We start from the raw sequence: 23,370 nt of genomic DNA on the forward strand, positions 1-23,370 counted from the left end.
GGTCTCAGTCCTCCCCCGTCTCGACGATCCAGGTGTCCTTGCTGCCGCCCCCTTGGGACGAGTTGACCACCAGCGAGCCCTTGACCAGGGCCACACGGGTCAAGCCACCGGTGGTGACGTAGGCGCCGTCCTGGCCCGACAGGATGAAGGGGCGCAAATCGACGTGGCGCGGCTCGGGCCGGCCATCGAACAGCGTGGGGGTGGTGGACAGGTTCAGCATGGGCTGAGCCATGTAGTTGCGTGGGTTCTCCTGGATCAGCCTGGCGAAGGCATCACGCTCGGCCTGGGAGGCCTGGGGGCCCATCAGCATGCCGTAGCCGCCGGACTCGTTGGCGGGCTTTACCACCAGTTCATGCAGGTGCTCCAGCACATAGCGGCGGTCTTCCTCGAGCATGCACAGGTAGCTCGGCACATTGGGCAGCAGTGCCTCCTGATCCAGGTAGTACTTGATCAGTTTCGGCACGAAGGCGTAGACCACCTTGTCATCGGCGACACCGGCCCCCGGGGCGTTGGCCAGCGCCACCTTGCCGCTGCGCCAGGCCCGCATCAATCCGGGCACGCCCAGCACCGAGTCCTTGCGAAACGCCTCCGGGTCGAGGAAGGCGTCGTCGACGCGGCGGTAGATCACGTCCACACGGGTCAGCCCCTGGACGGTGCGCATGTAGACCACGTCGTCGTCATCGACCAGCAGATCCGGGCCCTGGACCAGTTGCACACCCATTTGCTGGGCCAGGTAGGCGTGCTCGTAGTAGGCCGAGTTGTAGATACCCGGGGTCAGCACCACCACCTGGGGATCGTCCCAATGGCGTGGCGACATGCCCGCCAGCATGTCGTAAAGCTGGGGCACATAGTCGTCCACCGGATGAATCTTGCCCGGGGCAAACAGCTCCGGCAGCACGCGCTTGGTCACGTTGCGATTCTCGAGCATGTAGGACACCCCGGACGGTATCCGCAGGTTGTCCTCCAGTACGTAGACGGTGCCGTCGCCACCACGCACCAGATCGGAGCCGCAGATATGCGCCCAGACCCCGTGGGGCGGATCGATCCCTACACACTGGGGGCGAAAGTTGACGGATTGCTCGAGCACCGCCGCCGGCAGCACGCCATCCTTGACGACCTTCTGGTCGTGGTACAGGTCGTCGATGAACAGGTTGAGCGCCTCGACCCGCTGCTTGAGGCCTGCCTCGGTGCGTCGCCACTCGTCGGCGGGGATGATGCGAGGCACGATGTCGAAAGGCCAGGCGCGGTCGATCATGCTGCCCTCGGAATACACCGTGAAGGTGATCCCCATGGTGCGAATGGCGATCTCTGCTGCGTTCTTGCGCTCTTCCAACTCGTCAGGGGCAAAGCCCGCGAGCACGTCACACAGCATCTTGGCCGCCTCCCGCGGCATCCCGGGCGTCGCCACCAGTTCGTCATAGAACCCTGCGCAGTCGTACTGCTGCCAATCCACATGGCTCATCGGCACACCCTCGATTGTTTTCGGCATCCGGCGACCCGACCACGACGATGGCACCCCCGCCTTCGACCGTACCGGGTCCCTCCTTGCTGTATAGCAAGCCCTGTACCAGACCGCCGAGAATAGGCCGCAGCGCCGAGCCTTCTCGCCGAATGGGCTGGCGCAATTGAGCAATTTGGACAAAAAGCGACCACTTGCTCCTGCCGAAAGTGCCCCACGAACCAGCAAGAAGGGGCAGCGAGCACCGATCTGGTGCAATCATGGCGCCCCCCGGCAAGCGCGGGCGGTAGCCCTCGGCAGCCCTTGCAGAAGCCGGTCGATGGCACCTGCTGCTGACGACGCCCACCTTTCGGGCTTGAGAGAAAGGCAGGAGTCGGGTACATCTTGTCGCCACGGTTCGGGGGGGATATCGTCACCTTCTGCAACATTCGCCGACACCCAGGAGCCTCCTCGCTTCCCATGCCTGCCTCTTCTCGTTCCGCACTCCCTGGCTCGTGCGCACCGCTGTCCTGCCCTGCTCAAGACAGCGGCGCCAGGCGGTGCCGTCTGGCCAGCCTTGTCAGGGGTGGCACGGCGGGATCCGGCAGATGATCTATCGACTTCGCCACACCACGCGCTACCACTACAGCGAGATCGTGACACTCAGCGAGAACGAGGCCTGCCTGATGCCCCGTGAGATGGCCTACCAGCAGGTTGCCTGGGCGCAATTGTCGATCTCGCCGGGCGAGTCGCTACGCCAGAGCCGACAGGACGCCTTCGGCAACCATATCGCGCTGTTCGCGGTCGACACCCCCCATACCCAGCTCGAGGTCACGCTGGAGGCGCAGGTCATGACCTCGCCTCGCGCCACACCGCCGCAGGCCATCATTAGCTGGGAGCGGTGTCGAGAGCTGTTGGCAGACCGCCACCAGCCAGGTTTCCGCGAAGCACAGCCGTTTCTTGAAAACTCCGCCTATATCGAGCGCCGCCCGCTGCTCGCCGCCTGGGCCGAAGACTGTTTTCCCGCTGGTGGCGATCTGGTGGACTGCGTGGAGCGCTTGAACCGTCGCATCCATGAGGAATTCCGCTACGACAGCGAGTTCAGCGACATGGAGACGACACCGTCCCAGGTGCTCCAGCATCGCCGTGGGGTGTGTCAGGACTTCGCTCACCTGGCCATCGCCACCCTGCGCTCGGTGGGTCTGGCCGCGCGCTACGTCAGCGGCTATCTCGAGACTCGACCGCCTCCAGGACAGCCTCGACTGATGGGCGCCGACGCCTCCCACGCCTGGTTCTCCGTACTGATACCCGGCTGGGGCTGGCTCGACTTCGACCCCACCAACGGTGTGCGCGCCGGCGAACGACACCTGTTGCTTGGCTGGGGCCGCGACTACGACGACGTGGCGCCGCTCAAGGGCGTGGTGACCGGTGGTGGGCGCCAGCGCCTCGAGGTGGAAGTGGACGTTGTTCCCGCCGGGGAAGTCGCGGCCACCTGCCCGACCTCCGCCAGCCCTGGCGATCACCCGGCAGCGCCGATAGCCGGCTGATTCGCTGTCCTTTATATTGCGCAGGCTCTGCCCGGCCTTGCCCTGCCCACCGTCTTCCAGGAGAGATTCCATGCAGGACCTGTTGATCTGGATTGCCACCGGCTTCGGCCTGGGCTATTCCCCCTGGGCGCCGGGGACGGTCGGCTCCCTGATCGGACTGCCGGTCGCCTGGTGGCTGTTCCGGCTGCCGCTCGGCACGCGCCTGGCCGTTACCCTGACGCTCCTCGTGCTGGCCGTTCCCGTCTGCCACTTCGCTTCGCTGTGGCTGGGCGGCGGCGACCTGCCCCAGATCGTGCTCGACGAATGGGTGGCCCTGCCCATCGCGGTGCTGGCCTTCTCGCGCTACCGACGGCGCATCATCCTGCCGCTGGGCTATCTACTGTTTCGCCTGTTCGATATCTCCAAGCTGTCCCCGGTACGCGAGATCGAAGGTATTGGCGGGGGACTCGGCATCGTCGCCGACGACGCAATGGCGGCATTGTATGCAGCCCTGACCCTGGTACTGCTGGTGCGCCTGACCCGCCGCTACTGGCAACGAGATCCCGAGCAGTCCTCATAAGCCAATAGCGGCCTGCCAATGCCGGGCGGCGCTTCCTAAATCCACAGCCCTGACACAAAAAAAACCGCCCTCGACGGGCGGCCAAACGGGACAGGGGTCTATCGAAACAGTGACCGGGGGAACTCGTGCCCGGCCTCTGGCGACCAGTGCAGCAGATGTTGCACTGGCGTCAGTCACTCAGCATCGGTTATTCAGGGATCAGCACGCTGTCCACCACGTGGATCACCCCATTGCTGGCCTTGATGTCGGACTCCACCACGGCGGCATTGCCTACGCTTGCCGAGCCTTCCTGGGCGTCGATGGCCATGTCGGTTCCCTGCAGGGTGGTCACCTCGGATGACTCCTCCAGTGACACTTCTCCTTCCACCATGTGGTAGGAAACGACCTCGACCAGACGTCGGTGGGAGGCCTTGTCGTCGCTCATCCACTCATCGAGCTGTCCTGGCTGCAGGGTACCGAAGGCTTCGTTCGTTGGAGCAAAGAGCGTATAGGTTTGATCTCCCTGTAGCGGCTCGTCGAGGCCAGCCTTCTCGACAGCATCAAGCAATGTCGAGAAACGTCCGTCGGCCTGGGCGACTTCGAGCAGATTGCGTGAGGGATCCTGCTGTTGCTGCTGATCCGCTTCGGCCACCCCGCCAGCGAGCAGCGCTACGCCGAGCACGCAGCTCGGCAGGAACGACGTTGCGGCAGACATTGCTTTTTTCATGCTCTCGCCTCATTGCGGTGATTGCTCCGAGATGTCGCGTCGCCACTGCGCGCCTCCCGGGAACCTCTCTGTCGGGGCTGTTCAACCAGGACGACGCAGTTCATGTACAAAAATTAGATCAAGAACAAGTAATGTACAAGAAAAAGTTTTACGACAGCTTTCGCCACTCTGATCATCAAAGCGTCATCTTTTGACGTCATGATATGGGCGCTGCTCGGAAAGACGGTAATGACGGCGAGATGCCGATACGCTTCCGGCGACAGAAAACCTATACAATACTTGCATATCAAGCCTGGCGATGAGAACCTTTCGTACCGTTGAGGCTCGGCCAGGAGGGCCATGCGCAGCCTCGCTTCCACAACGGAACGAACGACGGCACGTCATGCGCCAAGGAGGGCGACCCGTGTACTACCCGATTTCCTGTACCCGCTGTGGCCACGACCTGGCCAGCACACCGGGACCTGTAACGGCTCAGCCCAATGACTGGGAAGAGCTGAACTGCACCGAGTGCGGTGAGTTTCATGCCACCCTGGGCGCCTGGGAAGAACAGCAGACGCCCGACCGCCTGCGCTTTCTCAACAAGTCTCGCAGCCTGATGATGGCCATGCGACGTGAGCACGATGCCTTGATCGAGCAGCAGCACACCAAGGGAGAGCGAGTCGCATGATCACCGTCGCCCTGGACCTGAGCTGCACCATCTGTGGCCACTCCCGCTTCACGCTGCCTGTTGGTCAAGACGACGGCGACAGCGTTCACTGCGCCAACTGCACTGCCTACAAGTGCAAGGCTATGGACCTGGAGCGCGCGCTGATGGCGACCCTGCCACCGTCCATGCCTGCAGTACCGGCTTCCTCTGGCGCCGCCCAGGCGGTACCCGCCTGAGCGATGGCTTGAGAGACAGCGTTTCTGCGCCCCGCTTTTCGCCGACGCGTCCTGGCGATTCACGCCGCCCCTTTCGGGGCGGCGTTTTTGATGGAAGGCAGCGCAGCCGCTTCTTTGCTTTCTTCCTTTCCTCCTTTCCCCCCTTGCCACCATGGCGGCGACCATCGAGACCGCTATCGAGGCAACTATCGAGGCCAGTGCGGGCCACGGCCCAGGTTTGGGGTATCATTCGCCCGCTAGCGAACGGCCGTCAGGCTTCAACCTCCCCTAGAAGAGGACCAGCCCTCCGCGGTTACGCCACGCTCGCCGGCACTCTCACGCCCCCTGGACACGTGGCTCATGACGAGCCGGAGACCCCATGCAAGAGACCGCCCTTACCGACCCTTCTCCCAAGGCAAACCGTTTTGCCCGCACCCGCGCACTGCCGACCATTGCTCTGTGCGCCCTGATCTACGCCTCGACCCTGTCCGTCGGCTACCACATCAACGCGGCGGTGTTGACGATCCTCAGCATGATCGTGCTGTGCCTGCTGCGGATCCCCGTGGCCATCGCCCTGATCAGCGCCGCCATGCTAGGCGCGCTGCACGCCGGGCTGTCGATGAACGACGCCATCGGCGCCTTCAATGACAACCTGCTGGTCGGCGCCCAGGTCGGCCTGACCTACGTGATGATCGGCGCCTTCGCCGTGGCGCTGTCACGCTCGGGCCTGCTCGAACTGCTGGCCGATGCTATCTCGGCGCGCCTTGGCAGCGACGAGCAAAGTACCCGCAAGGGCGTCAAGTGGACGCTGTTCGGCCTGTTCATCGTCGCCTCACTGATGTCGCAGAATCTGGTGCCGGTGCACATCGCCTTCATTCCGATCCTGCTGCCTCCGCTGCTTGTGGTGCTCGATCGCCTGCGAGTCGACCGCCGCGCCGTGGCCTGCATCCTGGCCTGCTCGATCAGCGCCAGCTACCTGCTGCTGCCCACCGGCTTCGGTGCCATCTTTCTCAACGAGATCCTGCTGGCCAACGTCAACAGCGTCGGCGCGGACTACGGACTGACCGCCACCGCCGACATGGCCCCCAAGGCCATGGCACTACCGGTGCTGGGCCTGGTCGCGGGACTGCTGGTGGCCGTTTTTATCAGTTATCGCCGCCCGCGCGACTACGTCACATCAAGTACCACCGCCGCCGCCAGGCCCGCCTCGCCGGCTCGCCTGAAGCCGCTGCAGCTGGTCATCACCTTGGGAGCCCTGGCGGTGGCCCTGGTCTTTCAGCTCAAGTTCGACTCGCTGTTGCTCGGAGCCATGGTCGGTTTTCTGATCCTGGGGGTCTCCGGTATCTTCCGCTGGCAGGAGCAGGATGACGTCTTCACCGACGGGCTGCGGATGATGGCGCAGATCGCGGTCATCATCACCGTCGCCTCCGGCTTTGCCGGCGTGCTGACCGCCACCGGCGAAATCGAGCCTCTGGTGGCGGCGTCGGCCGAACTGATCGGCGGCAACATGGCGCTGGGCGCAGCGGTGATGCTGGTGGTGGGACTGTTCATCACCATCGGCTTCGGTGACTCCTTCGCCAGCGTGCCGATCCTGGCACCCATCTACCTGCCACTGGCGCTGACCCTGGGCTTCGACCCGCTGGCGGCGATGGCCTTGCTGGGCGCCTCGGCGGCCCTGGGCGACGCTGGCTCGCCGGCCTCGACCATCACCCTGGGCGCCACCGCCGGGCTTAACGCCGATGGCCAGCACGACCACATTCGCGACAGCGTCATCCCCACCTTCCTGCACTGCAACATCGGCATGCTGGTGTTCGCCTGGATCGCCGCCATGGTGCTGTAATGCGCAGCACCTGACACCAAGCCTCGCAGCAATGGCAAAGGCCACCCCTCGGGTGGCCTTTTGCACGGCACCAGGCCAAGCGCAGATAACAGGGCGCGGCCGTTCAGGCCAGCGATTGCGACTCTGCCACCTCGATCAAGCGTCGGACCGCCGGCAGGCTGGCATCCCTGCGCCAGACCAGCATCAGTGGCAGCACTATATCCAGATCCTCCAGAGGAAAGCTGACCACGCCTTCCGGGGCCCCGGCCATGGTCATTTCCGGCAATATCGTGCAGCCCATGCCCGCCGCCACCAGGCACAGCATGGTGGCGTTGTCGGTGCCTTCCTGCACCACGTGGGGGGTGAAGCCACGTCGCTGAAAGGCATGGATCAGCTTGTCGTGATAGACCGGTGTCGCGCTGCGCTCGAACCAGATGAAGTCTTCACCGGCCAGGTCCGCCAGTCGAGAGGGGGGATGCTGCGCCAGGCGCGACCCTTCGCTGGCTACCAGCACAAGACGGTCTTCATAGAGGCAGTGGCTGTCGAGCTGATCATCATCGTCAGGGGGAAAGAACAGCATCCCCGCATCCAGCTGATGATGGCGCAGCGCCTCCACCTGGGGCGCGGACAGCAGCGACTGTACCTTGAGGCTGACGTCCGGGTAACGCTGGCGATACCCGTTGAGCAGCTTGACGATCTGGGGCACCCACAGGTGCATGACGGTGACGCCCAGACGCAGCTGTCCGAGCTGTCCATCGGCAATCCGACGAGCATCGAGCTTGGCGGTCTCGAACTCTCGCAACAGTCGTCGCGCTTCGCCGTGAAAGGCAACCCCCGCAGCGGTCAAGCTTACGCCCTGACGTGATCGCTCCAGCAGGGTGGCTCCCACCGACTCCTCCAGCAGCCTGAGCTGGCGGGTCAAGGCCGGCTGGGCCAACGGGATCTTTCTTGCCGCGCTGGAAATCGCGCCCTCCTCGACCACCGTCAGAAAGTAGCGCAGCTGCTTGAAGTCCATGTTCGATCCTTGTTGAGCGGGGCCACCACGCCAGTACCAGGGTTCACCCAAGTCGACGGCTCATACGGCAAATCCATACAATAAAAGCATGGAAATATAAAAATAATAATATTTTATCTATGACATACCGCCAACCATGATGAAGGACACAATCAACAAGCGTCCGGAATCTCATGACTCAGCCTATCGACCCCACCTTCTTCGACGACCAGCACAGCAGCTTGACCGAACTGCGCCAGCACTTTCATCGGCATCCGGAGCTCGGCTTCAAGGAACACGCCACCTCCGCGCGTGTCTGCGATGAGCTGGAGCGGCTCGACATTCCCTTCGACCACGGCCTGGGCGGCACCGGTGTCGTGGCCACCATCAGAGGGCTTGGCCCCGACAACGGTCGCCGTATTGGCCTGCGCGCCGACATGGACGCGCTGCCGATTCAGGAGGCAAGCGACCACGGCCATGTCTCCGAAGTGCCTGGTGTCATGCATGCCTGCGGCCACGATGGCCACACCACCATGCTGATCGGCGCCGCTCGCTACCTCGCCCGCCACCGCGATTTTTCCGGCACCATCCACCTGGTGTTCCAACCGGCGGAAGAAGGCCTGGGCGGTGGACGAGCGATGGTCGAGGAGGGGCTGTTCGAGCGCTTCCCCATGGATGCGATCTACGGCCTGCACAACTGGCCGGCTCTGCCCCGGGGGCAGGTGGCGATTCGCCCGGGCCCGATCATGGCCGCCACCGATCGCCTGGATATCTGCATCCGCGGCAAGGGCGGCCACGGCGGGGTGAACCCACACCTCTCTACCGACCCGGTCAGAATGGCCGGCGCTCTGATCCAGGCCCTGCACAGCGTGGTCTCGCGCGATGCCGACCCGCTGTCTCCAGCGGCACTGAGCCTGTGCGGCATCAAGGGAGGTGAACTCGACGGCTTCGCCATCATTCCCGACGAGGTCCGACTGAGCGGCACGGTGCGAACCCTCGACAGCGCTACCCAGGATCGCATCGCCGAGGCCATCCAGCGCACCTGCGATGGTGTGGCGGCGACCTACGGCGGCGAGATCGAGGTCGATCACCAGCGCATTTTTCCGGCCACGGTCAATCACCCGGCGGCGACCGACCACGTCATCGCCACCGCGAAGGAACTGCTGGGAGAGGCCGCACTGGAGCGCGACGTGAATCCCAGCCTTGGTGGCGAAGACTTCGCCTTTATGCTCGAAAAGTGCCCGGGAGCCTACTTCTTCCTCGGCAGCGCCGAATCGGACACCACCCCGCCGCTTCATAACGCTCGCTACGACTTCAACGACGCCATCATTCCCGTAGGCAGCCGACTGCTGGTTGCCATCGCTCTTGGCGCCTTGAACGACCATCGCTGAGGCGATGCCGACAACGACCACACTCAACAACAAGAGGTCTTCCCATGAACCACCAAAAAGGCATGCCTTCCAAGGGCCTGCTGATCTACTTCGTGCTGTGCACCCTGGCCATGGTGTGGCCGGGTGCGCTGATCGCCAATCGCATCGATCCGATGGTGCTCGGCATGCCGTTCTTCATGTTCTGGTACGTGGCCTGGGTCTTCGCACTGTTCGTGGGCCTGTTGATCGCCTATCGCAAGGATACCGGCGAGGAGGCAGACCATGAGTGATTCTCTGCTGATCACCGCCATGACGGTGGGCTATCTGGTCATCGTGCTGCTGGTGGGCCTGCGCGCAAGGCGTGGCCAGGGCTCCTCGCTGGAAGGCTACGTGGCGGGCGGTCGCCATATGGGCCTGCTGGTGCTGTTCTTCATCCTCGGTGCCGAGATCTTCTCCGCCTTTGCCTTCCTCGGCGCACCGGGTTGGGCCTACAGCAAGGGCGCCCCGGCGTTCTACATCATCGCCTACCTGACGCTGGCGGTGATCGTGTGGTGGCTGATCGCGCCGCATATCTCGCGGCTGGGTCGCCGCCACGGCTTTCTGACCCAGGCCGAGTTTCTGTCGGCCTGCTACCCCACTCCAAAGAATGTGCTGGGCCTGGTCATCGGTGTCGTCAGCGTGCTGGCGATGATTCCCTACCTGACGATCCAGATCGCTGGCGCCGGCATGCTGTTCGAAGCGGCGACCTCTGGCACCATTCCGTTCTGGCTTGGCAGTCTACTGGCCTGCGGCGTGGTGGCCGCCTACGTCTACGCCAGCGGCCTTCAGGGCATCGGCTGGACCAACCTGATGCAGGGCCTGATGATGGTCGTCATCGCCTGGGCACTGGGGCTGACCACGGCCGAGCAGTTCTTCGGCGGCGTCGGTGAAATGTTCCAGCAGATCAAGGACCAGGCGCCGGAATACCTGACCATGCCCGGCGCCACCGGGATGGGCTGGGGCGCCTTCTCCACTGCGGTGCTGGTCAGCGCGCTGGGCTGCGTGATGTGGCCTCACATCTTCATGAAGTTCTATAGCGCCAAGGACGTCAGGACGCTCAAGCGTGTCTTTGTGCTCTACCCGCTCTACAGCTACCTGCTGGTACCGCTGCTGATCATCGGCTTCGCCGGCATCGTGCTGCTCGCTGACACGCCACTGGATTCGCCTGACCGGGTGCTGCTGACCATCGTGGTGGAACTCGCCGACCTGCCCGCCTGGGTGATCGGACTGGCACTGTCCGGCGCCTTGGCGGCGGCCATGTCGACCGCCGCCAACCTGGCCCACACATCGGCCACCATCCTGGTACGTGACGTGGTCCAGTTCACGCCCAGGATGCGCGCCCTGCCCGAGCACAAGGCGCTGTCACTGACGCGCTACGGGGTCATCGCGATATCGCTGATGGCGTACCTGCTGGCGCTGGCCAACCCCGGCTCGCTGGTCAGCCTGCTGCTCGGGGCCTACGGCATTATTGTGCAACTGCTGCCGATGCTGCTGGGTGCCCTGTTCTGGCGTCGCGCGTCCCAGACCGCGGCCTTTATCGGGCTGAGTGTCGGCGCCGTCATTACCCTTCTGCTGCAATTCGGTATCGATGCGCCTTTCGGCTGGCACCCGGGCTTCTGCGGGTTGGTGGTCAACTCGGCGATCTTTGTCGTCATCAGCCTGATGCGCAAGTCGCGCGAGTCTCGCTCGCCGGTCGAGTGCCTGTCACCCCAGGTCTGATAGACCCTCGTCGATGACCTGCTCCAAGCGCCAGCGGCCCGATACCGGGCCGCTGGTGTCGTGTCAGGTGACGCTGTCGCCCCCCGTGGCCACCCTCGCGTGTCTTCTCGTTTGCCCTCGTGGTCAGCCCCATCATTGATTTTATAGACATCTGGTCTAAAATCATTGCATGACCAATCCGACGATAGCCAGGCGCCGGGGGCGACCGCCGAAGACCGACTACAGCGTCGGCGCCACCCAGGGCGACGCCAGAGCGGCGCTGATCGCCAGCGGCCTCGAGACCCTGACCGAACACGGCTTTCTGAGCGCGGGACTCGACGGCATGCTCAAGCGTGCCGGGGTGCCCAAGGGGTCCTTCTATCACTACTTTGCCAGCAAGGAAGCCTTCGGCCAGGCGGTGCTCGAGCGCTACGCCCGCTATTTTGCCGACAAGCTCGACCGCCATCTTTCCGACGATTCCCGGCCACCGCTCGAGCGCGTGCAGGCCTTTGTCGACGATGCCAAGGCCGGCATGGCGCGCCACGACTATCGCCGTGGCTGTCTGGTGGGCAATCTCGGTCAGGAGGCGGCTGGCTTGCCACCGGACTACCGCGAGCGGCTGATCGCCACGCTCGCCGACTGGCAACGACGTCTCGCCGCTTGCCTGGAAGAAGCCCGCCACCACGGCGATATCGCCTCCGACAGAGACCCTGACCGGCTGGCCGAGGCCTTCTGGATCGGCTGGGAGGGCGCCATCATGCGCGCCAGGCTGGAACGCAGCCCGCGCCCGATCGATGTGTTCACCGACAGTTTCTTTTCGGGCCTGGACACCCAACGCCAGGGTCGTCCGTCGCCATGAACTGAACTGAGCCGACCTGACTGGACAATAGTCCGACACTGAACCGAGAGCCCGCTCCTGCGGGGTCGTATACGGCGCCCTGATACTGCTTGCGCCAATTTATAGACAAACCGTCTAAAAAGGAGACCGCCATGTTCGACGCCATCGTGATCCGCAAGGAAGGCGACACTCAGAAGGCCGCCATCGAGTCACTGGATGACCAGGCCCTGCCCGAGGGCGACGTGACCGTGAACGTCGACTACAGCACCCTGAACTACAAGGACGGGCTGGCCATCACCGGCAAGGGCCCGGTGGTCAAGTCCTTCCCCATGGTCCCGGGCATCGACCTTGCCGGCGTGGTGGAAGCCTCGCAGCACCAGGACTTCCAGCCGGGTGACCGGGTGGTCCTGAACGGCTGGGGCGTCGGCGAGAAGCACTGGGGCGGGCTGGCCCAGAAGGCACGCCTGAACGGCGACTGGCTGATCCCGCTGCCCGAAGCCTTCAGCACCAGAAACGCCATGGCCATCGGCACCGCCGGCTACACCGCCATGCTCTCGGTGCTGGCGCTGGAGCGCCACGGGGTGACCCCGGACCAGGGCGAGGTGCTGGTCACCGGCGCCAGCGGTGGCGTCGGTAGCTTTGCCATCACCCTGCTGGCCAAGCTGGGCTACGAAGTCGTTGCCTCCACCGGCAAGGTCGAGGAGGCGGACTACCTGAAGGCGCTCGGCGCCACCTCGATCATCGACCGCGGCGAGCTCGAACAGCCCGGAAAGCCCCTGGCCAGGGAACGCTGGGCGGGTGCCGTCGACAGCGTCGGCAGCCACACCCTGGTCAATGTGCTGGCCTCGACCCGCTACGGCGGCACGGTGACCTCCTGCGGCCTGGCCCAGGGCATGGACCTTCCCGCCACGGTGATGCCCTTCATCCTGCGCGGCGTGACCCTGGCCGGCATCGACAGCGTGATGCAGCACAGAGAAGTTCGCCTGGAAGCCTGGCAGCGCCTGGCCGAGCTGATGCCTGAAGAGCGTCTCGACGATATCGCCAGCGAGATCCCGCTGAGCGAGGCCATCACCACCGCAGAGCGCCTGATGGAAGGCAAGGTCAGAGGCCGCGTGGTGGTCGCCACCCGCTAGGCCCGATGACACGTGCCCTGCTGGCCGTCGCCGGCAGGGCGCCTGATGTTGCTTTCCTCGGCGCTTTCTCGGGCCTTACCTGACGCTAACCTAACGCTTACCTGGCGCTGTCTTGGCTTCCTGCCGGCTCGCTTACAGGCACCAACACACCAGCTCATATTCCATATGCGGAATTTTATTTCTACATAAGGAATTTTCTTGACGCCCTCAGGGTCGCTTCCTAGGCTGGTTTGAACTTGACGAGGAATCAGCCATGAGCACCCATGGGAATTTCATCAACAACGACTTTGTCAGCGTCCCTCAGGCCAGCATGATCCCGGTCTACTGCCCCGCCACGGGAGCGATGGTGGGCGAGGTACAGGCCGCCACCAACGCCCAGGCGATGGAAGCTGTCGAGGTCGCGGCCAGGGCCCAGAAGCACTGGCGCAGGCTGACCAGTGCCGAGCGGGCGGTACATATGCAACGCCTGGCCGACGCCCTGATGGAGCGTCGCGAGGCCATTGGGCGGGCGCTGGCCGAAGAGTCGGGAAAGGGCCTCGAGGACGCCACCAACGAGGCGGTATACGCGGCCGATATCACCCGCTACCACGCCGAATGGGCGCGACGGATCGAGGGCGATATCGTGCCCAGCGACACCCCTGACGAGAGCCTGCTGCTCACTCGGGAGCCGATCGGCGTGGTGGCCTGCCTGATTCCCTTCAACTACCCCGTCTTCACCCTGCTGCGCAAGATTGCACCGGCGATGATCACCGGCAACAGCGTGATCGTGCGCCCGAGCAACAACACTCCGCGTTCGGCCTTCGAAATTGCCCGGGCCGTCCAGGCGGCCGAGATCCCGCCGGGGGTGGTCAACATCCTGAGCATGGACCACGCCACCGCCGAGGCCGTGTGTACCCACCCAAGGGTCGGCATGATCACCCTCACCGGCAGCGTCGGCGCCGGCCGCAAGGTGCTGGAGTACTCCCAGGTCAATATCGCCAAGTCGTCGCTGGAACTGGGTGGCAAGTCACCGGCCATCGTCGAGCCCGACGCCGACCTCGAGCAGGCCGCCCGTCAGATCGTGGCCTCCAAGACCACCAACTGCGGCCAGCTGTGTACCGCCATCGAGCGGGTCTACGTGCATCAGTCCATCGCCGAGCCCTTCATCGCCCTGCTCAAGGCCAACATGGAGGCCTGCACCTTCGGCAATCGTGCCGAGGACCCCAGCCACATGGGCCCCCTGATCAACGAGAACACCCGCCTCAATGTCCACCAGATGGTCGAACGTGCCATCGACGACGGCGCCACCCTGGCCGCCGGCGGCGCGATTCCCCCTGGCCCCGGACACTTCTACCCGCCGACCCTGCTGACCGACTGCCGCCAGGACATGGAGATCGTCCAGGAAGAGATCTTCGGCCCGGTACTGCCGGTGCTGACCTACGCCGATGTGGATGAAGCCCTGGCGCTGGCCAACGACCACCAGTTCGGCCTTGCCTCGGTGGTGTTCACCGAGAACTACCGCACCGCCATGAAGGTGGCCCACAACATCGAGGCAGGCGAGGTCTACATCAATCGCACCCCATCGGACCCCTACCAGGGCTACCACGCCGGCTGGAAGCGTTCGGGCCTCGGCGGCGACGACGGCAAGCACGGCATGCTGGACTACACCCAGACCCGGCTGGTGGTATTGAACTACTGACGCCATCCCGCGCTACCCCACACCCAAGCCCATCACCGCCGCGTCTGCGTCTGGCGGTCGGCCGCTTGCTGCCCTTTTCAGAGGACTCGCCGTTCATGAAAGTCGTCAGTTGTGAAAGCCATGTGGTCGCCACACCTCCGCCCCACATCGGCGGCATGTACTGGATCTTCGTCAAACTGGGAACCGCCTGTGGCATCGAGGGCGTCGGCGAGGTCTATGCGGCGACCTTCCACCCGCAAGTGGTGGTCGCCGCCATCGAGGACGTGTTCGAGCGCTACCTGAAGGGACGGGATCCCCACCATCTGGAACGGCTGTATCGCGAGACCTACTCGAGCGGCTTCACCCAGCGCCCGGACCTGACCATGATGGGGGTGCTCAGCGGCCTCGAGATGGCCTGCTGGGACATCGTCGGCAAGGCGGCTGGCCAGCCGGTACATGCACTGATCGGCGGCAAGCTCCACGATCGGCTGCGCTCCTACACCTACCTCTATCCCTGGGCCCCCGGCGGTGAATATGACTACGACAATGTCGAGCTGGCGGTGGAGTGCGCCCTGGAGCAGAAGGCCCTCGGCTTTACCGCGCTCAAGTTCGATCCGGCGGGCCCCTACACCGCCTACTGCGGGCATATGCTGTCACTGGAGGCGCTGGAAAAGAGCGCAACCTTCTGCCAGCGCATCCGTGAGGCGGTCGGCAACGGCTGCGACCTGCTGTTCGGTACCCACGGCCAGATGACGCCGGCCTCGGCGATCCGCCTGGCCAAGCGCCTCGAACCCTTTGACCCGCTGTGGTTCGAGGAGCCGGTGCCACCCGGCCAGAGCGAGGCCATGGCCAGGGTCGCCGACCATACCTCCATCCCAGTGGCCACCGGTGAGCGGCTGACCACCAAGTACGAGTTCCATGACCTGCTGCGCCACCAGGCCGCCTCGATCCTGCAGATGAACCTTGGCCGGGTCGGCGGCATCCTCGAAGGCAAGAAGATCGCCGCCCTGGCCGAGGTCCACTACGCCCAGATAGCGCCCCACCTGTACAACGGCCCGGTGGGTGCGGCGGCCAGTATTCAGCTCGCCGCCACCACACCCAACTTCCTGATCCAGGAGAGCATCGGCACCTGGGACGGCTTCCACGCCGAGGTGCTCGAAGCCAAGATCGAGTGGAGTGACGGCTTTATCATTCCCTCCGATCGACCGGGGCTCGGGGTGGAACTGGACATGGCGGTGGTTAGGGCCCACTCGCCCTACACCGGCAAGCGCCTGCACCTGAGCATGGACGCCACGCCCTACGACGTCGTCCAGCAGTCCTGCACCCGCTGGAAGACCCGACCGGAGGCCTGAGGCGATGGACTACGACTTCATCATCGTCGGTGCAGGTTCCGCAGGCTGCGTGCTGGCCCACCGGCTGAGTGCCAGCGGACACCACAAGGTACTGATCGTCGAGGCCGGCGGCCGTGACAGTTCCCCCTGGCTTCGGGTGCCGGTGGGCTTTGCCAAGACCTACTATCACCCCGGCTACAACTACATGTACTACAGCGCCGAGGAGCCGGCGTTGGCCAACCGGCGGATCTACACACCCCGGGGCAAGGTCCAGGGAGGATCGGGCTCGATCAACGCCATGATCTATGTGCGAGGCCAGCCATCGGACTTCGATGACTGGGAGCGCGCGGGTAACCCGGGGTGGGGCTACCAGGCGCTGTTGCCCTATTTCAGGAAACTCGAGCAGCACCCTGCAGGCGATACCGAATTCCACTCGAGCCAGGGACTGATCGGCATCACCCCGCTGAAGGAAATCGCCCATCCGATCTGCCAGTCCTACCTCAGGGCTGCCGATGAACTCGGCTATCCGCTCAATGACGACTTCAATGGCGCCTCCATCGAAGGTGCCGGCCTCTATGAGACGAACATCCGCCGAGGCCGTCGCGATTCCAGCAACACCGCCTACCTGAAGCCGGCGCTCGAGCGCTCCAATCTCACCCTCAAGCACGTCAGCCAGGTTCAACGGGTGCTGTTCGACGATCAGCGTCGCGCCAGCGGCATTGAATACCGAGAGCAAGGCCAGTTGAAGACCCTGCGCGCACGCCGCGAGGTGATCGTCTGCGCCGGTGCGGTGGACTCGCCAAAGCTGCTGATGCTCTCGGGACTCGGGGACAGCGAGAAGCTGCGACAACACGGGATCGCAGCGCTCCAGCAGCTGCCCGGCGTGGGCCGAAACCTGCAGGATCACCTGGCCGTCAGCTACTTCTATCGCGCCAACTGCCGGACCCTGAACGACGACTTCAACTCTCTGCCCGGCCTGACCAGGGCAACGATGAAGTACCTGATCAATCGCAGCGGCCCGCTGGCGATGAGCGTCAACCAGGCCGGAGGCTTCTTTCGCGGCCATGCCGACGAACCCGCGCCCAATATCCAGCTCTACTTCAACCCGCTGTCCTATCGCATCCCGGCACCGCCGGACACGACACTGACCGCGGATGCCTACTCCGGCTTCCTGCTGGCCTTCAATTCCTGCCGTCCCGACAGTCGTGGCACCATCGATCTGGCCAGCGCCGATGCCAATGAGCCGGCGGTGATCCGGCCGAACTATCTGGGAACCCGGCGAGATCAGGACGAGGCCATTCAGGGCAGCCGGCTCATTCGCGCGCTGGCCGAAACGGCGGCCCTGGGTGCCGTCATCGACGCCGAGGTCACTCCGGCGGATGCCGTCCACGATGACCAAAGCATGTTAGAATACTTTCGCGCCAACGCAGGCTCCATCTATCATCTGTGCGGTACCTGCGCCATGGGGCCCGACCCTCGCGAGGCGGTGGTCGATGGCAGTCTCAGGGTGCATGGCGTGTCCGGGCTCAGGGTCATCGACGCCTCGATCTTTCCCAACATCACCTCGGGTAACCTCAATGCACCGGTGATGATGGTGGCGGAAAAGGGGGCCGACCTGATCCTTCAGGACCACCCGATCTGAACGACGCCCAGGAGCCACATCGCCCCTGAGTCTGACCGGACGAGTCATCTGCATTCGTCCTCGCATTCGCGTTTTGGAGACCGCGGCTGATCATGAATTCGGAAAGGACCTCGGAAAAGACCAAGGCTCCGGCGGTCGATCATAGCGTCATGATCCTGGACCTGCTGGCGGCCACCAGCTATCCCATGACGCTTTCGGAAATCTGTGACGCTACCGGTATTTCGCCGGCCACCGGTCACCGTGTCATCAACGCCCTGCTTCACCACCAGCTGGTGGCCCAGGATCCAAGCCGCAAGAAGTCCTACTGCATCGGCTCACGCATCTTCCAGATATCCTCCACCATCTATAACAAGCAGAGCCTGATACCCTACTTCTATCCGATCGCGGAAATCCTGAAAAACGAAATCCACAAGACCATCTTTCTGTGCGTGCCCATCGGCAACAAGGTCGTGGTGGTGTCCAAGATCGACGGTGCCAGTGGCGCAAGCTTCAACCTTTACGTGGGCAAGACCATGGCGCTGCACGAAGCGGCCAGTGGCAAGATCATCCTGGCGATGCGCGACGAGGACTCCTGGCAGGGCTATCTCGCCGACGAGCTTGGTCTTGCTCCCGAGAACAAGGGAGTGAAAGGCGTCATGGCGGAACTGGGGCGGGCCCATCGGCTCGGTTACGCCACCTCCAACGGCGCGCCTGAGCAGGGCGTCAGCTGCATCGCCGCACCGGTGCTCAACCTGCGTAACGAGCCCATCGCAGCGATCAGCGCCGCCATCAGCAGCGACACCCTGAGCCCCCAGGAGGCGCGCCGCTACTCCAAGAACCTGGTGCAGGCCGCGCGCCAGCTGTCGTCCCGCGTTGTCTGACGTCCCGCGTCATCAGACATCCACGGCACCGCTGCCGCTGGATCGCCTGCCGCCCTTGAGTGCGCTGAAGGGATTCGAGGCCGCGGCGCGACTATCAAGCCTGCGCGCCGCAGCCGAGGAGCTGCACCTCTCCCACCCCGCCATCGCCAACCAGATACAGCGTCTGGAGCAGAGCCTGGGGACGAAACTGTTCGCCCGCCGGGGCCGGCATATCGAGCTCACCGCATCCGGGCGACGTTTCTACCCTGTCGTGCGCGACGCCCTGGAAGCGCTGATCCTGGGCGCCGAAACACTGCGTCGCCAGCCCTGCCTTGAACCCCTGCGCGTGCAGGTCTATGTGACCACCTCGATCCGCTGGCTGGCCCCACGACTGGCACAATTTCACCAGCGCTATCCCGAGACCGAACTGAGGATCAAGACCTACAGCCTGGACTGGACCTTCGACAGCGCCCACGCCGATATCGCCATCCTCTTCCGTGATGGCCCGCTGCCCTTTCGACTTGACTGGACACCGCTGTTTCCCTCGACGCTGACCCCTGTGTGCAGCCCGTCGCTGGTGATGGGGCATTCGTTGCCGCTATCCCCTGAGGCGCTGCAGGCCTTCCCGCTGATCAGCGTCTATACCGAGAGCTGGAGCTGGCAGGGCTGGTTCGACACCCAGTCGCCTCCTGCCACACGGCCCGCGCCACCACGCGCCCTGCAGGTCGACACCCTGGCTGCGGCGCTCGAGATGGCCGCCCGAGGTGAAGGCGTCGCCCTAGTCAATGGCCCCTTCGCCGAGGATGACCTGGCCACGGGCCGGCTGATCAACCCGATGGGCAAGGTACAGCCCGCCAGCGGCGAATGGGGCATCGCCTCCCCCTCCCATCTGGCCGACGATCCGCGAGTGGTGGCCTTCCGCACCTGGCTGCTGAGTCAGCGGGACTGAGTCGCCTTCACTCAACAAAAGTGACCAATCACCAAGAAAAGATGAATTGTCGTCTGCCCCCGCCGTGCCTAGCGTGAAGCCTACCTGCAGCATTTCATCCGCCCCCGCGCAAGGATGTCACTGCAAGGTGATCGGCTCACCGGCATGAGATAACCTCCCATGAACATCGGCTTTATCGGACTTGGCAACGTCGGCGGCAAGCTCGCCGGCAGCCTGCTGCGCAACGGCTATCACGTCACGATCCGCGACCTCGACCCCGAGATCACTCGACGCTTCATCGACCAGGGCGCTGCCGCCGCCAGCAGCCCCAGAGCAGTGGCCGAGGCCAGCGACATGATCATCACTTGCCTGCCATCTCCTCGCGCCTGCAGCGCGGTAATGGAAGCCGAGGATGGGGTCATCGCCGGGCTATCTGCCGGCAAGGTGTGGCTGGAGATGAGCACCACCGATGCCCAGGAACTAGTACGCATCGCCGCCAGGGTCGCCGCCACCGGCGCCCTCGCCATGGAGACACCGGTCTCCGGCGGCTGCCACCGCGCCGCCACCGGCAACATTTCGATCTTCGCCGGCGGTGATCGCGACACCTTTGAACGGGTGTTGCCGGTGCTGACCACCCTGGGGCGTCGGGTCCTGCACACCGGACCTCTAGGCACGGCCTCGATGCTCAAGGTACTGACCAACTACCTCGCCACCGCCAACCTGTGTTCGGTGGCCGAGGCCTTGACCGTGGCTCGCAAGGCCGGCCTGGACATGAACACCGCCTTCGAGGCCATCCGTATCTCCTCGGGCAATTCCTTTGTCCACGAGACCGAATCCCAGGTCATTCTCAACGGTAGCCGCGATATCAGCTTCACCATGGATCTGGTGCTCAAGGACGTGGGCCTGTTCGACGCCCTGGCCAGAAGCCTCGAGGTGCCCCTCGAGATATCGCCGCTGCTGCTCGACATCTTTCAGGATGGCCAAGAGCGCTATGGCTCCCGTGAGTGGTCATCCAACATCATCCGGCGCCTTGAGGACGCCTGCGGCGTCGAGGTGCTCGGCGACGGCTTCCCCGCCGAACTGACCGACACCGAGCCGGAAGAGGTCGGCCATGAAGTGGTCGTGCGCGGCAGGTCCGGATAAAGGGCTGCCAGGCTGACCGCGACGGCATACGCCGGTCTTGATCATCATCCGAGCCAACGAGGACCTCGCCATGCACTACAGAGAACACTTCTTTATCGATGGCCGCTGGCACACGCCCAGCGACAGCGAGCGCTTTGGCATCCTCGACCCTGCCACCGAGAATCTGTGCGCCTCGGTGCCAAGAGCGCACCGAGCGGACATCGACGCCGCCGTCGAGGCGGCCCGGCGCGCTCTGCCCGACTGGTCGGCGACCCCCGCCGGGCAACGGCGCGAGATACTTCTCGCCGTCGCCGACGAGATGCAAAGGCGCCACGCAGACCTGGTCGAGGCGCACGTCATCACCCTGGGCTGTCCGGTCCAGATCACACCCGCCATGCACGTGGATGGCCCCATCGAAGGCATGCGCTACTACGCCGAGCGGGCCTTGCGTTCCGAAGAGATCGAACGCCGCAATGGCGTCGCCATCGTCCGCGAGCCGGTCGGCGTGTGCGCGCTGATCAACCCCTGGAACTACCCACTGCATCAGCTGGTCGGCAAGCTGGCCCCGGCCCTGGCGGCGGGCTGTACCGTGGTCACCAAGCCGGCCGAACAGACGCCGCTGCAGGACTTCATCATGGCCGAGATCTTTCACAGCGTCGGCCTCCCAGCCGGGGTCTTCAACCTGGTGACGGGCTCCGGCAGCGAGATCGGCCCTCTGCTGGCGAGCCATCCCGAGGTCGACATGGTGTCCTTCACCGGCTCCACCCGCGCCGGTATCGAGGTGGCCATCAACGCCGCCGCCGGGGTCAAGCGAGTGTGTCAGGAGCTGGGGGGCAAGTCGCCGCTGATCATCACCGAGGACGCGGACCTGCCCCGGGCGGTGCGCTTCGGGGTGGAAAACGTGATGGCCAACAGTGGCCAGACCTGCGACGCCTTCACCCGCATGCTGATACCACGCTCACGTCTGGCCGACGCCGAACGCATCGCCCTGACGGTCGCCCGGGAGCAGGTGGCAGGTGACCCGACAGACACCGCCACCACCATGGGGCCGCTGGTGTCCCGACGCCAGCGCGACAGCGTACGCCAGCACATTCAGCAGGGTATCGCCGAGGGAGCCCGCTTGATGCTGGGTGGTACCGAGGCCCCTGAGGGGCTGGAGCAGGGCTACTATGTTCGCCCCACCCTCTTCAGCGACGTCAGCAACCACATGGCAATCGCACGCTCAGAAATCTTCGGCCCGGTGCTGTGCCTGATTCCCTACGACGACCTGGAACAGGCCATCGAGATCGCCAACGACACGCCCTATGGGCTGTCTTCCGCCGTCTACGCCGCCAGCGCCGAAGCCGCCCTGCCCATCGCCCGCCGCCTCAAGGCCGGCCAGTGCTACCTGCAAGGGGCGGACTTTTCCTTCGATGCCCCCTTCGGCGGCTTCGGCCAATCCGGCAACGGTCGCGAATGGGGCGAAGAGGGCCTGGAGGAATATCTGGAAACCAAGGCCATCCTGGGGGGTTGAGGGCTTGTCACTACGCCTCTCTCTGAACAAGGTCTGAACAAGACTTTGCTCAAACTTCTGACATTTGGTCAGGTTTCCACCCAATCGACTCCGTAGCCGTACATGCCAGCCATTAGCCGCCAGGATGATTGCCATCTCCTTCCATTACTGGCTCTCGCCAGTCGGCGGCTGATATCCCATGAACCACCAGCACGACCACAGCTACAAACTGCTGTTCAGCGAACCTAGAGTCATTCGAGACCTCCTGACAGGCTTCATCAAGGAGGACTGGATAGCGCATCTCGACCTCGACTCACTGGAGAAGGTCAGCAGCAGCTTTGTCAGCGACGACCTGCGCGATCGGGAGTCCGACGTCATCTGGCGCGCACGCTTCGGCGATGACTGGATCTACGTCTATCTGTTGATCGAATTCCAGAGCACCATCGATCCCTTCATGGCGCTGCGCATCATGACCTACGTGGGCCTCCTGTATCAGGACCTGATCAAGCAGCAGAAGCTCTCGCCCCACGCCAGGTTGCCCCCGGTGCTGCCCGTCGTGCTCTACAATGGAGAGAAGCGTTGGAACGCCGCCGTCGACGTATCGGACCTCGTGCAAAGCGTGCCCAGGGAGCTGGAGCGATACCGTCCACGAATGCCCTATCTTCTGCTGGACGAAGGCGCCATCGTGGACTCGGAGCATTGGTCGCCGGAGGCACGCAACGTGGTAGACGCCATATTTCGACTGGAACACCACCGTGGCACCAGGGAGGCGGTCGAACTGATCGGGCTGCTGGCAAGATGGCTCGAAGCGCCGGACCAGACTCGTCTGCGCCGTCACTTCGCCATCTGGATCAAGCGCGTGCTGCTGCCCAACTGGATACCCGAGAGCGAAGGAACCGAGTGGCAGAATCTCAACGAACTCAATGAGGTACACAACATGCTGGCCGAGCGTGCAAAACGATGGCCCGAGCAGTGGAAGCAACAGGGTCTTGAAGAAGGCCGCCAGGAAGGCCGCAAGCAAGGACGTCAGGAAGGCCTGCTGGAAAGCGAACAGAAGGGCGAACAGAAGGGCGAACAGAAGGGCGAACAGAAGGCTCGTCTGGAGGTCGCCCGCAACATGATCGAGCGGACTCAGCTAGATGACCAGACGGTGGCGGATCTGTCGGGGCTGGACATCGCGCAGGTCAGGACGCTGAGAGACGAACTCAAGCGCTAGGGCTTGTACGAAGAGTGCCTGCACAGGTGCCGAACGCCTGAAGTGCACCCGCGCTGCCGGGCACGACACCATGATTCACCCACGCACAAAAAAACCGCCTCAAGGGGCGGTTTTGATGTTGCAGCAAGTCGTTGATCCATA

The 23,370-nt window shown here is 64.1% G+C and carries 21 protein-coding genes; 18 read left to right on the forward strand and 3 right to left on the reverse strand.

All coding sequences use genetic code 11. The features are described 5' to 3' along the window. Positions 1–4 precede the first annotated feature (4 nt). Positions 5–1,462 (reverse strand): circularly permuted type 2 ATP-grasp protein, encoded by a 1,458-nt coding sequence (locus tag NFH97_RS06660; protein ID WP_349624581.1) that lies wholly within the window; start codon positions 1,460–1,462, stop codon positions 5–7. A gap of 584 nt (positions 1,463–2,046) precedes the next feature. Here NFH97_RS06660 and NFH97_RS06665 point away from each other — a divergent pair. Together NFH97_RS06665 and NFH97_RS06670 are read left to right on the forward strand one after the other, a co-directional pair. Beyond that, positions 2,047–2,985, forward strand: coding sequence for a transglutaminase family protein (locus tag NFH97_RS06665; protein WP_349624582.1), 939 nt, complete (start codon positions 2,047–2,049; stop codon positions 2,983–2,985). A 70-nt stretch (positions 2,986–3,055) separates the two neighbouring features. After that, positions 3,056–3,544: a phosphatidylglycerophosphatase A family protein gene (locus tag NFH97_RS06670; RefSeq protein ID WP_108131115.1), complete on the forward strand. Its 489-nt coding sequence runs from the start codon at positions 3,056–3,058 to the stop codon at positions 3,542–3,544. Between the two features lie 187 nt (positions 3,545–3,731). Here NFH97_RS06670 and NFH97_RS06675 read toward each other — a convergent pair whose 3' ends face one another. Then, the gene (locus NFH97_RS06675; protein ID WP_108448412.1) at positions 3,732–4,250 is read right to left on the reverse strand and encodes a fasciclin domain-containing protein; all 519 of its coding nucleotides are present in this window, start codon (positions 4,248–4,250) and stop codon (positions 3,732–3,734) included. Between the two features lie 403 nt (positions 4,251–4,653). Between NFH97_RS06675 and NFH97_RS06680 the strand changes: the two genes are divergently transcribed. From NFH97_RS06680 to NFH97_RS06690, 3 genes are all read left to right on the forward strand, one after another. Then, a complete protein-coding gene (locus NFH97_RS06680; RefSeq protein ID WP_045992616.1) occupies positions 4,654–4,917 on the forward strand; it encodes a hypothetical protein in 264 nt (87 codons plus the stop codon). Further along, the gene (locus tag NFH97_RS06685) at positions 4,914–5,132 is read left to right on the forward strand and encodes a hypothetical protein (protein WP_108131112.1); all 219 of its coding nucleotides are present in this window, start codon (positions 4,914–4,916) and stop codon (positions 5,130–5,132) included. Before NFH97_RS06680 ends, NFH97_RS06685 begins: the two co-directional genes overlap by 4 nt. 481 nt (positions 5,133–5,613) lie before the next feature. After that, positions 5,614–6,951 (forward strand): Na+/H+ antiporter family protein, encoded by a 1,338-nt coding sequence (locus NFH97_RS06690; RefSeq protein ID WP_349625490.1) that lies wholly within the window; start codon positions 5,614–5,616, stop codon positions 6,949–6,951. 103 nt (positions 6,952–7,054) lie between these two features. Here the strand turns inward: NFH97_RS06690 and NFH97_RS06695 are convergent, their stop codons facing one another. Continuing rightward, positions 7,055–7,945, reverse strand: coding sequence for a LysR family transcriptional regulator (locus tag NFH97_RS06695; protein ID WP_045992614.1), 891 nt, complete (start codon positions 7,943–7,945; stop codon positions 7,055–7,057). A 173-nt stretch (positions 7,946–8,118) separates the two neighbouring features. On the opposite strand from NFH97_RS06695, the gene NFH97_RS06700 reads away from it, so the two are divergent. The 13 genes from NFH97_RS06700 (at position 8,119) to NFH97_RS06760 (ending at position 23,229) form a co-directional block, all read left to right on the forward strand. Beyond that, positions 8,119–9,315 (forward strand): M20 aminoacylase family protein, encoded by a 1,197-nt coding sequence (locus NFH97_RS06700; RefSeq protein ID WP_349624583.1) that lies wholly within the window; start codon positions 8,119–8,121, stop codon positions 9,313–9,315. Between the two features lie 44 nt (positions 9,316–9,359). Continuing rightward, complete coding sequence (locus NFH97_RS06705; protein ID WP_045992612.1) at positions 9,360–9,584, forward strand: DUF3311 domain-containing protein; 225 nt, start codon at positions 9,360–9,362, stop codon at positions 9,582–9,584. Further along, positions 9,577–11,052, forward strand: coding sequence for a sodium:solute symporter family protein (locus tag NFH97_RS06710; protein ID WP_045992611.1), 1,476 nt, complete (start codon positions 9,577–9,579; stop codon positions 11,050–11,052). Before NFH97_RS06705 ends, NFH97_RS06710 begins: the two co-directional genes overlap by 8 nt. A gap of 169 nt (positions 11,053–11,221) precedes the next feature. Next, a complete protein-coding gene (gene acuR, locus NFH97_RS06715; RefSeq protein ID WP_349624584.1) occupies positions 11,222–11,890 on the forward strand; it encodes an acrylate utilization transcriptional regulator AcuR in 669 nt (222 codons plus the stop codon). Between the two features lie 131 nt (positions 11,891–12,021). After that, positions 12,022–13,002, forward strand: coding sequence for an acrylyl-CoA reductase (NADPH) (gene acuI / locus NFH97_RS06720; RefSeq protein WP_349624585.1), 981 nt, complete (start codon positions 12,022–12,024; stop codon positions 13,000–13,002). Positions 13,003–13,255: 253 nt separating this feature from the next. After that, positions 13,256–14,680, forward strand: a complete 1,425-nt coding sequence (aldA, locus tag NFH97_RS06725) for an aldehyde dehydrogenase (RefSeq protein ID WP_349624586.1) — start codon at positions 13,256–13,258, stop codon at positions 14,678–14,680. Between the two features lie 95 nt (positions 14,681–14,775). Further along, entirely contained in the window at positions 14,776–16,011 is a 1,236-nt protein-coding gene (locus NFH97_RS06730; RefSeq protein WP_349624587.1) for a mandelate racemase/muconate lactonizing enzyme family protein, read from the forward strand. Positions 16,012–16,015: 4 nt separating this feature from the next. Further along, positions 16,016–17,632, forward strand: a complete 1,617-nt coding sequence (locus NFH97_RS06735; protein ID WP_349624588.1) for a GMC family oxidoreductase — start codon at positions 16,016–16,018, stop codon at positions 17,630–17,632. Between the two features lie 92 nt (positions 17,633–17,724). Further along, complete coding sequence (locus NFH97_RS06740; RefSeq protein ID WP_045992605.1) at positions 17,725–18,492, forward strand: IclR family transcriptional regulator; 768 nt, start codon at positions 17,725–17,727, stop codon at positions 18,490–18,492. Continuing rightward, the gene (locus NFH97_RS06745; RefSeq protein ID WP_348827468.1) at positions 18,485–19,420 is read left to right on the forward strand and encodes a LysR substrate-binding domain-containing protein; all 936 of its coding nucleotides are present in this window, start codon (positions 18,485–18,487) and stop codon (positions 19,418–19,420) included. The genes NFH97_RS06740 and NFH97_RS06745 overlap by 8 nt, the downstream gene beginning before the upstream one ends. Before the next feature lie 159 nt (positions 19,421–19,579). After that, positions 19,580–20,542, forward strand: a complete 963-nt coding sequence (locus tag NFH97_RS06750; protein ID WP_348827467.1) for an NAD(P)-dependent oxidoreductase — start codon at positions 19,580–19,582, stop codon at positions 20,540–20,542. Between the two features lie 70 nt (positions 20,543–20,612). Beyond that, positions 20,613–22,034, forward strand: coding sequence for an aldehyde dehydrogenase family protein (locus NFH97_RS06755; RefSeq protein ID WP_349624589.1), 1,422 nt, complete (start codon positions 20,613–20,615; stop codon positions 22,032–22,034). Positions 22,035–22,212: 178 nt separating this feature from the next. Further along, complete coding sequence (locus tag NFH97_RS06760; protein ID WP_349624590.1) at positions 22,213–23,229, forward strand: Rpn family recombination-promoting nuclease/putative transposase; 1,017 nt, start codon at positions 22,213–22,215, stop codon at positions 23,227–23,229. Positions 23,230–23,370 lie beyond the last annotated feature (141 nt).

The sequence above is a fragment of the Halomonas sp. SCS19 genome (assembly GCF_040147015.1).
Classification (GTDB): Bacteria; Pseudomonadota; Gammaproteobacteria; order Pseudomonadales; family Halomonadaceae; genus Halomonas; species Halomonas litopenaei.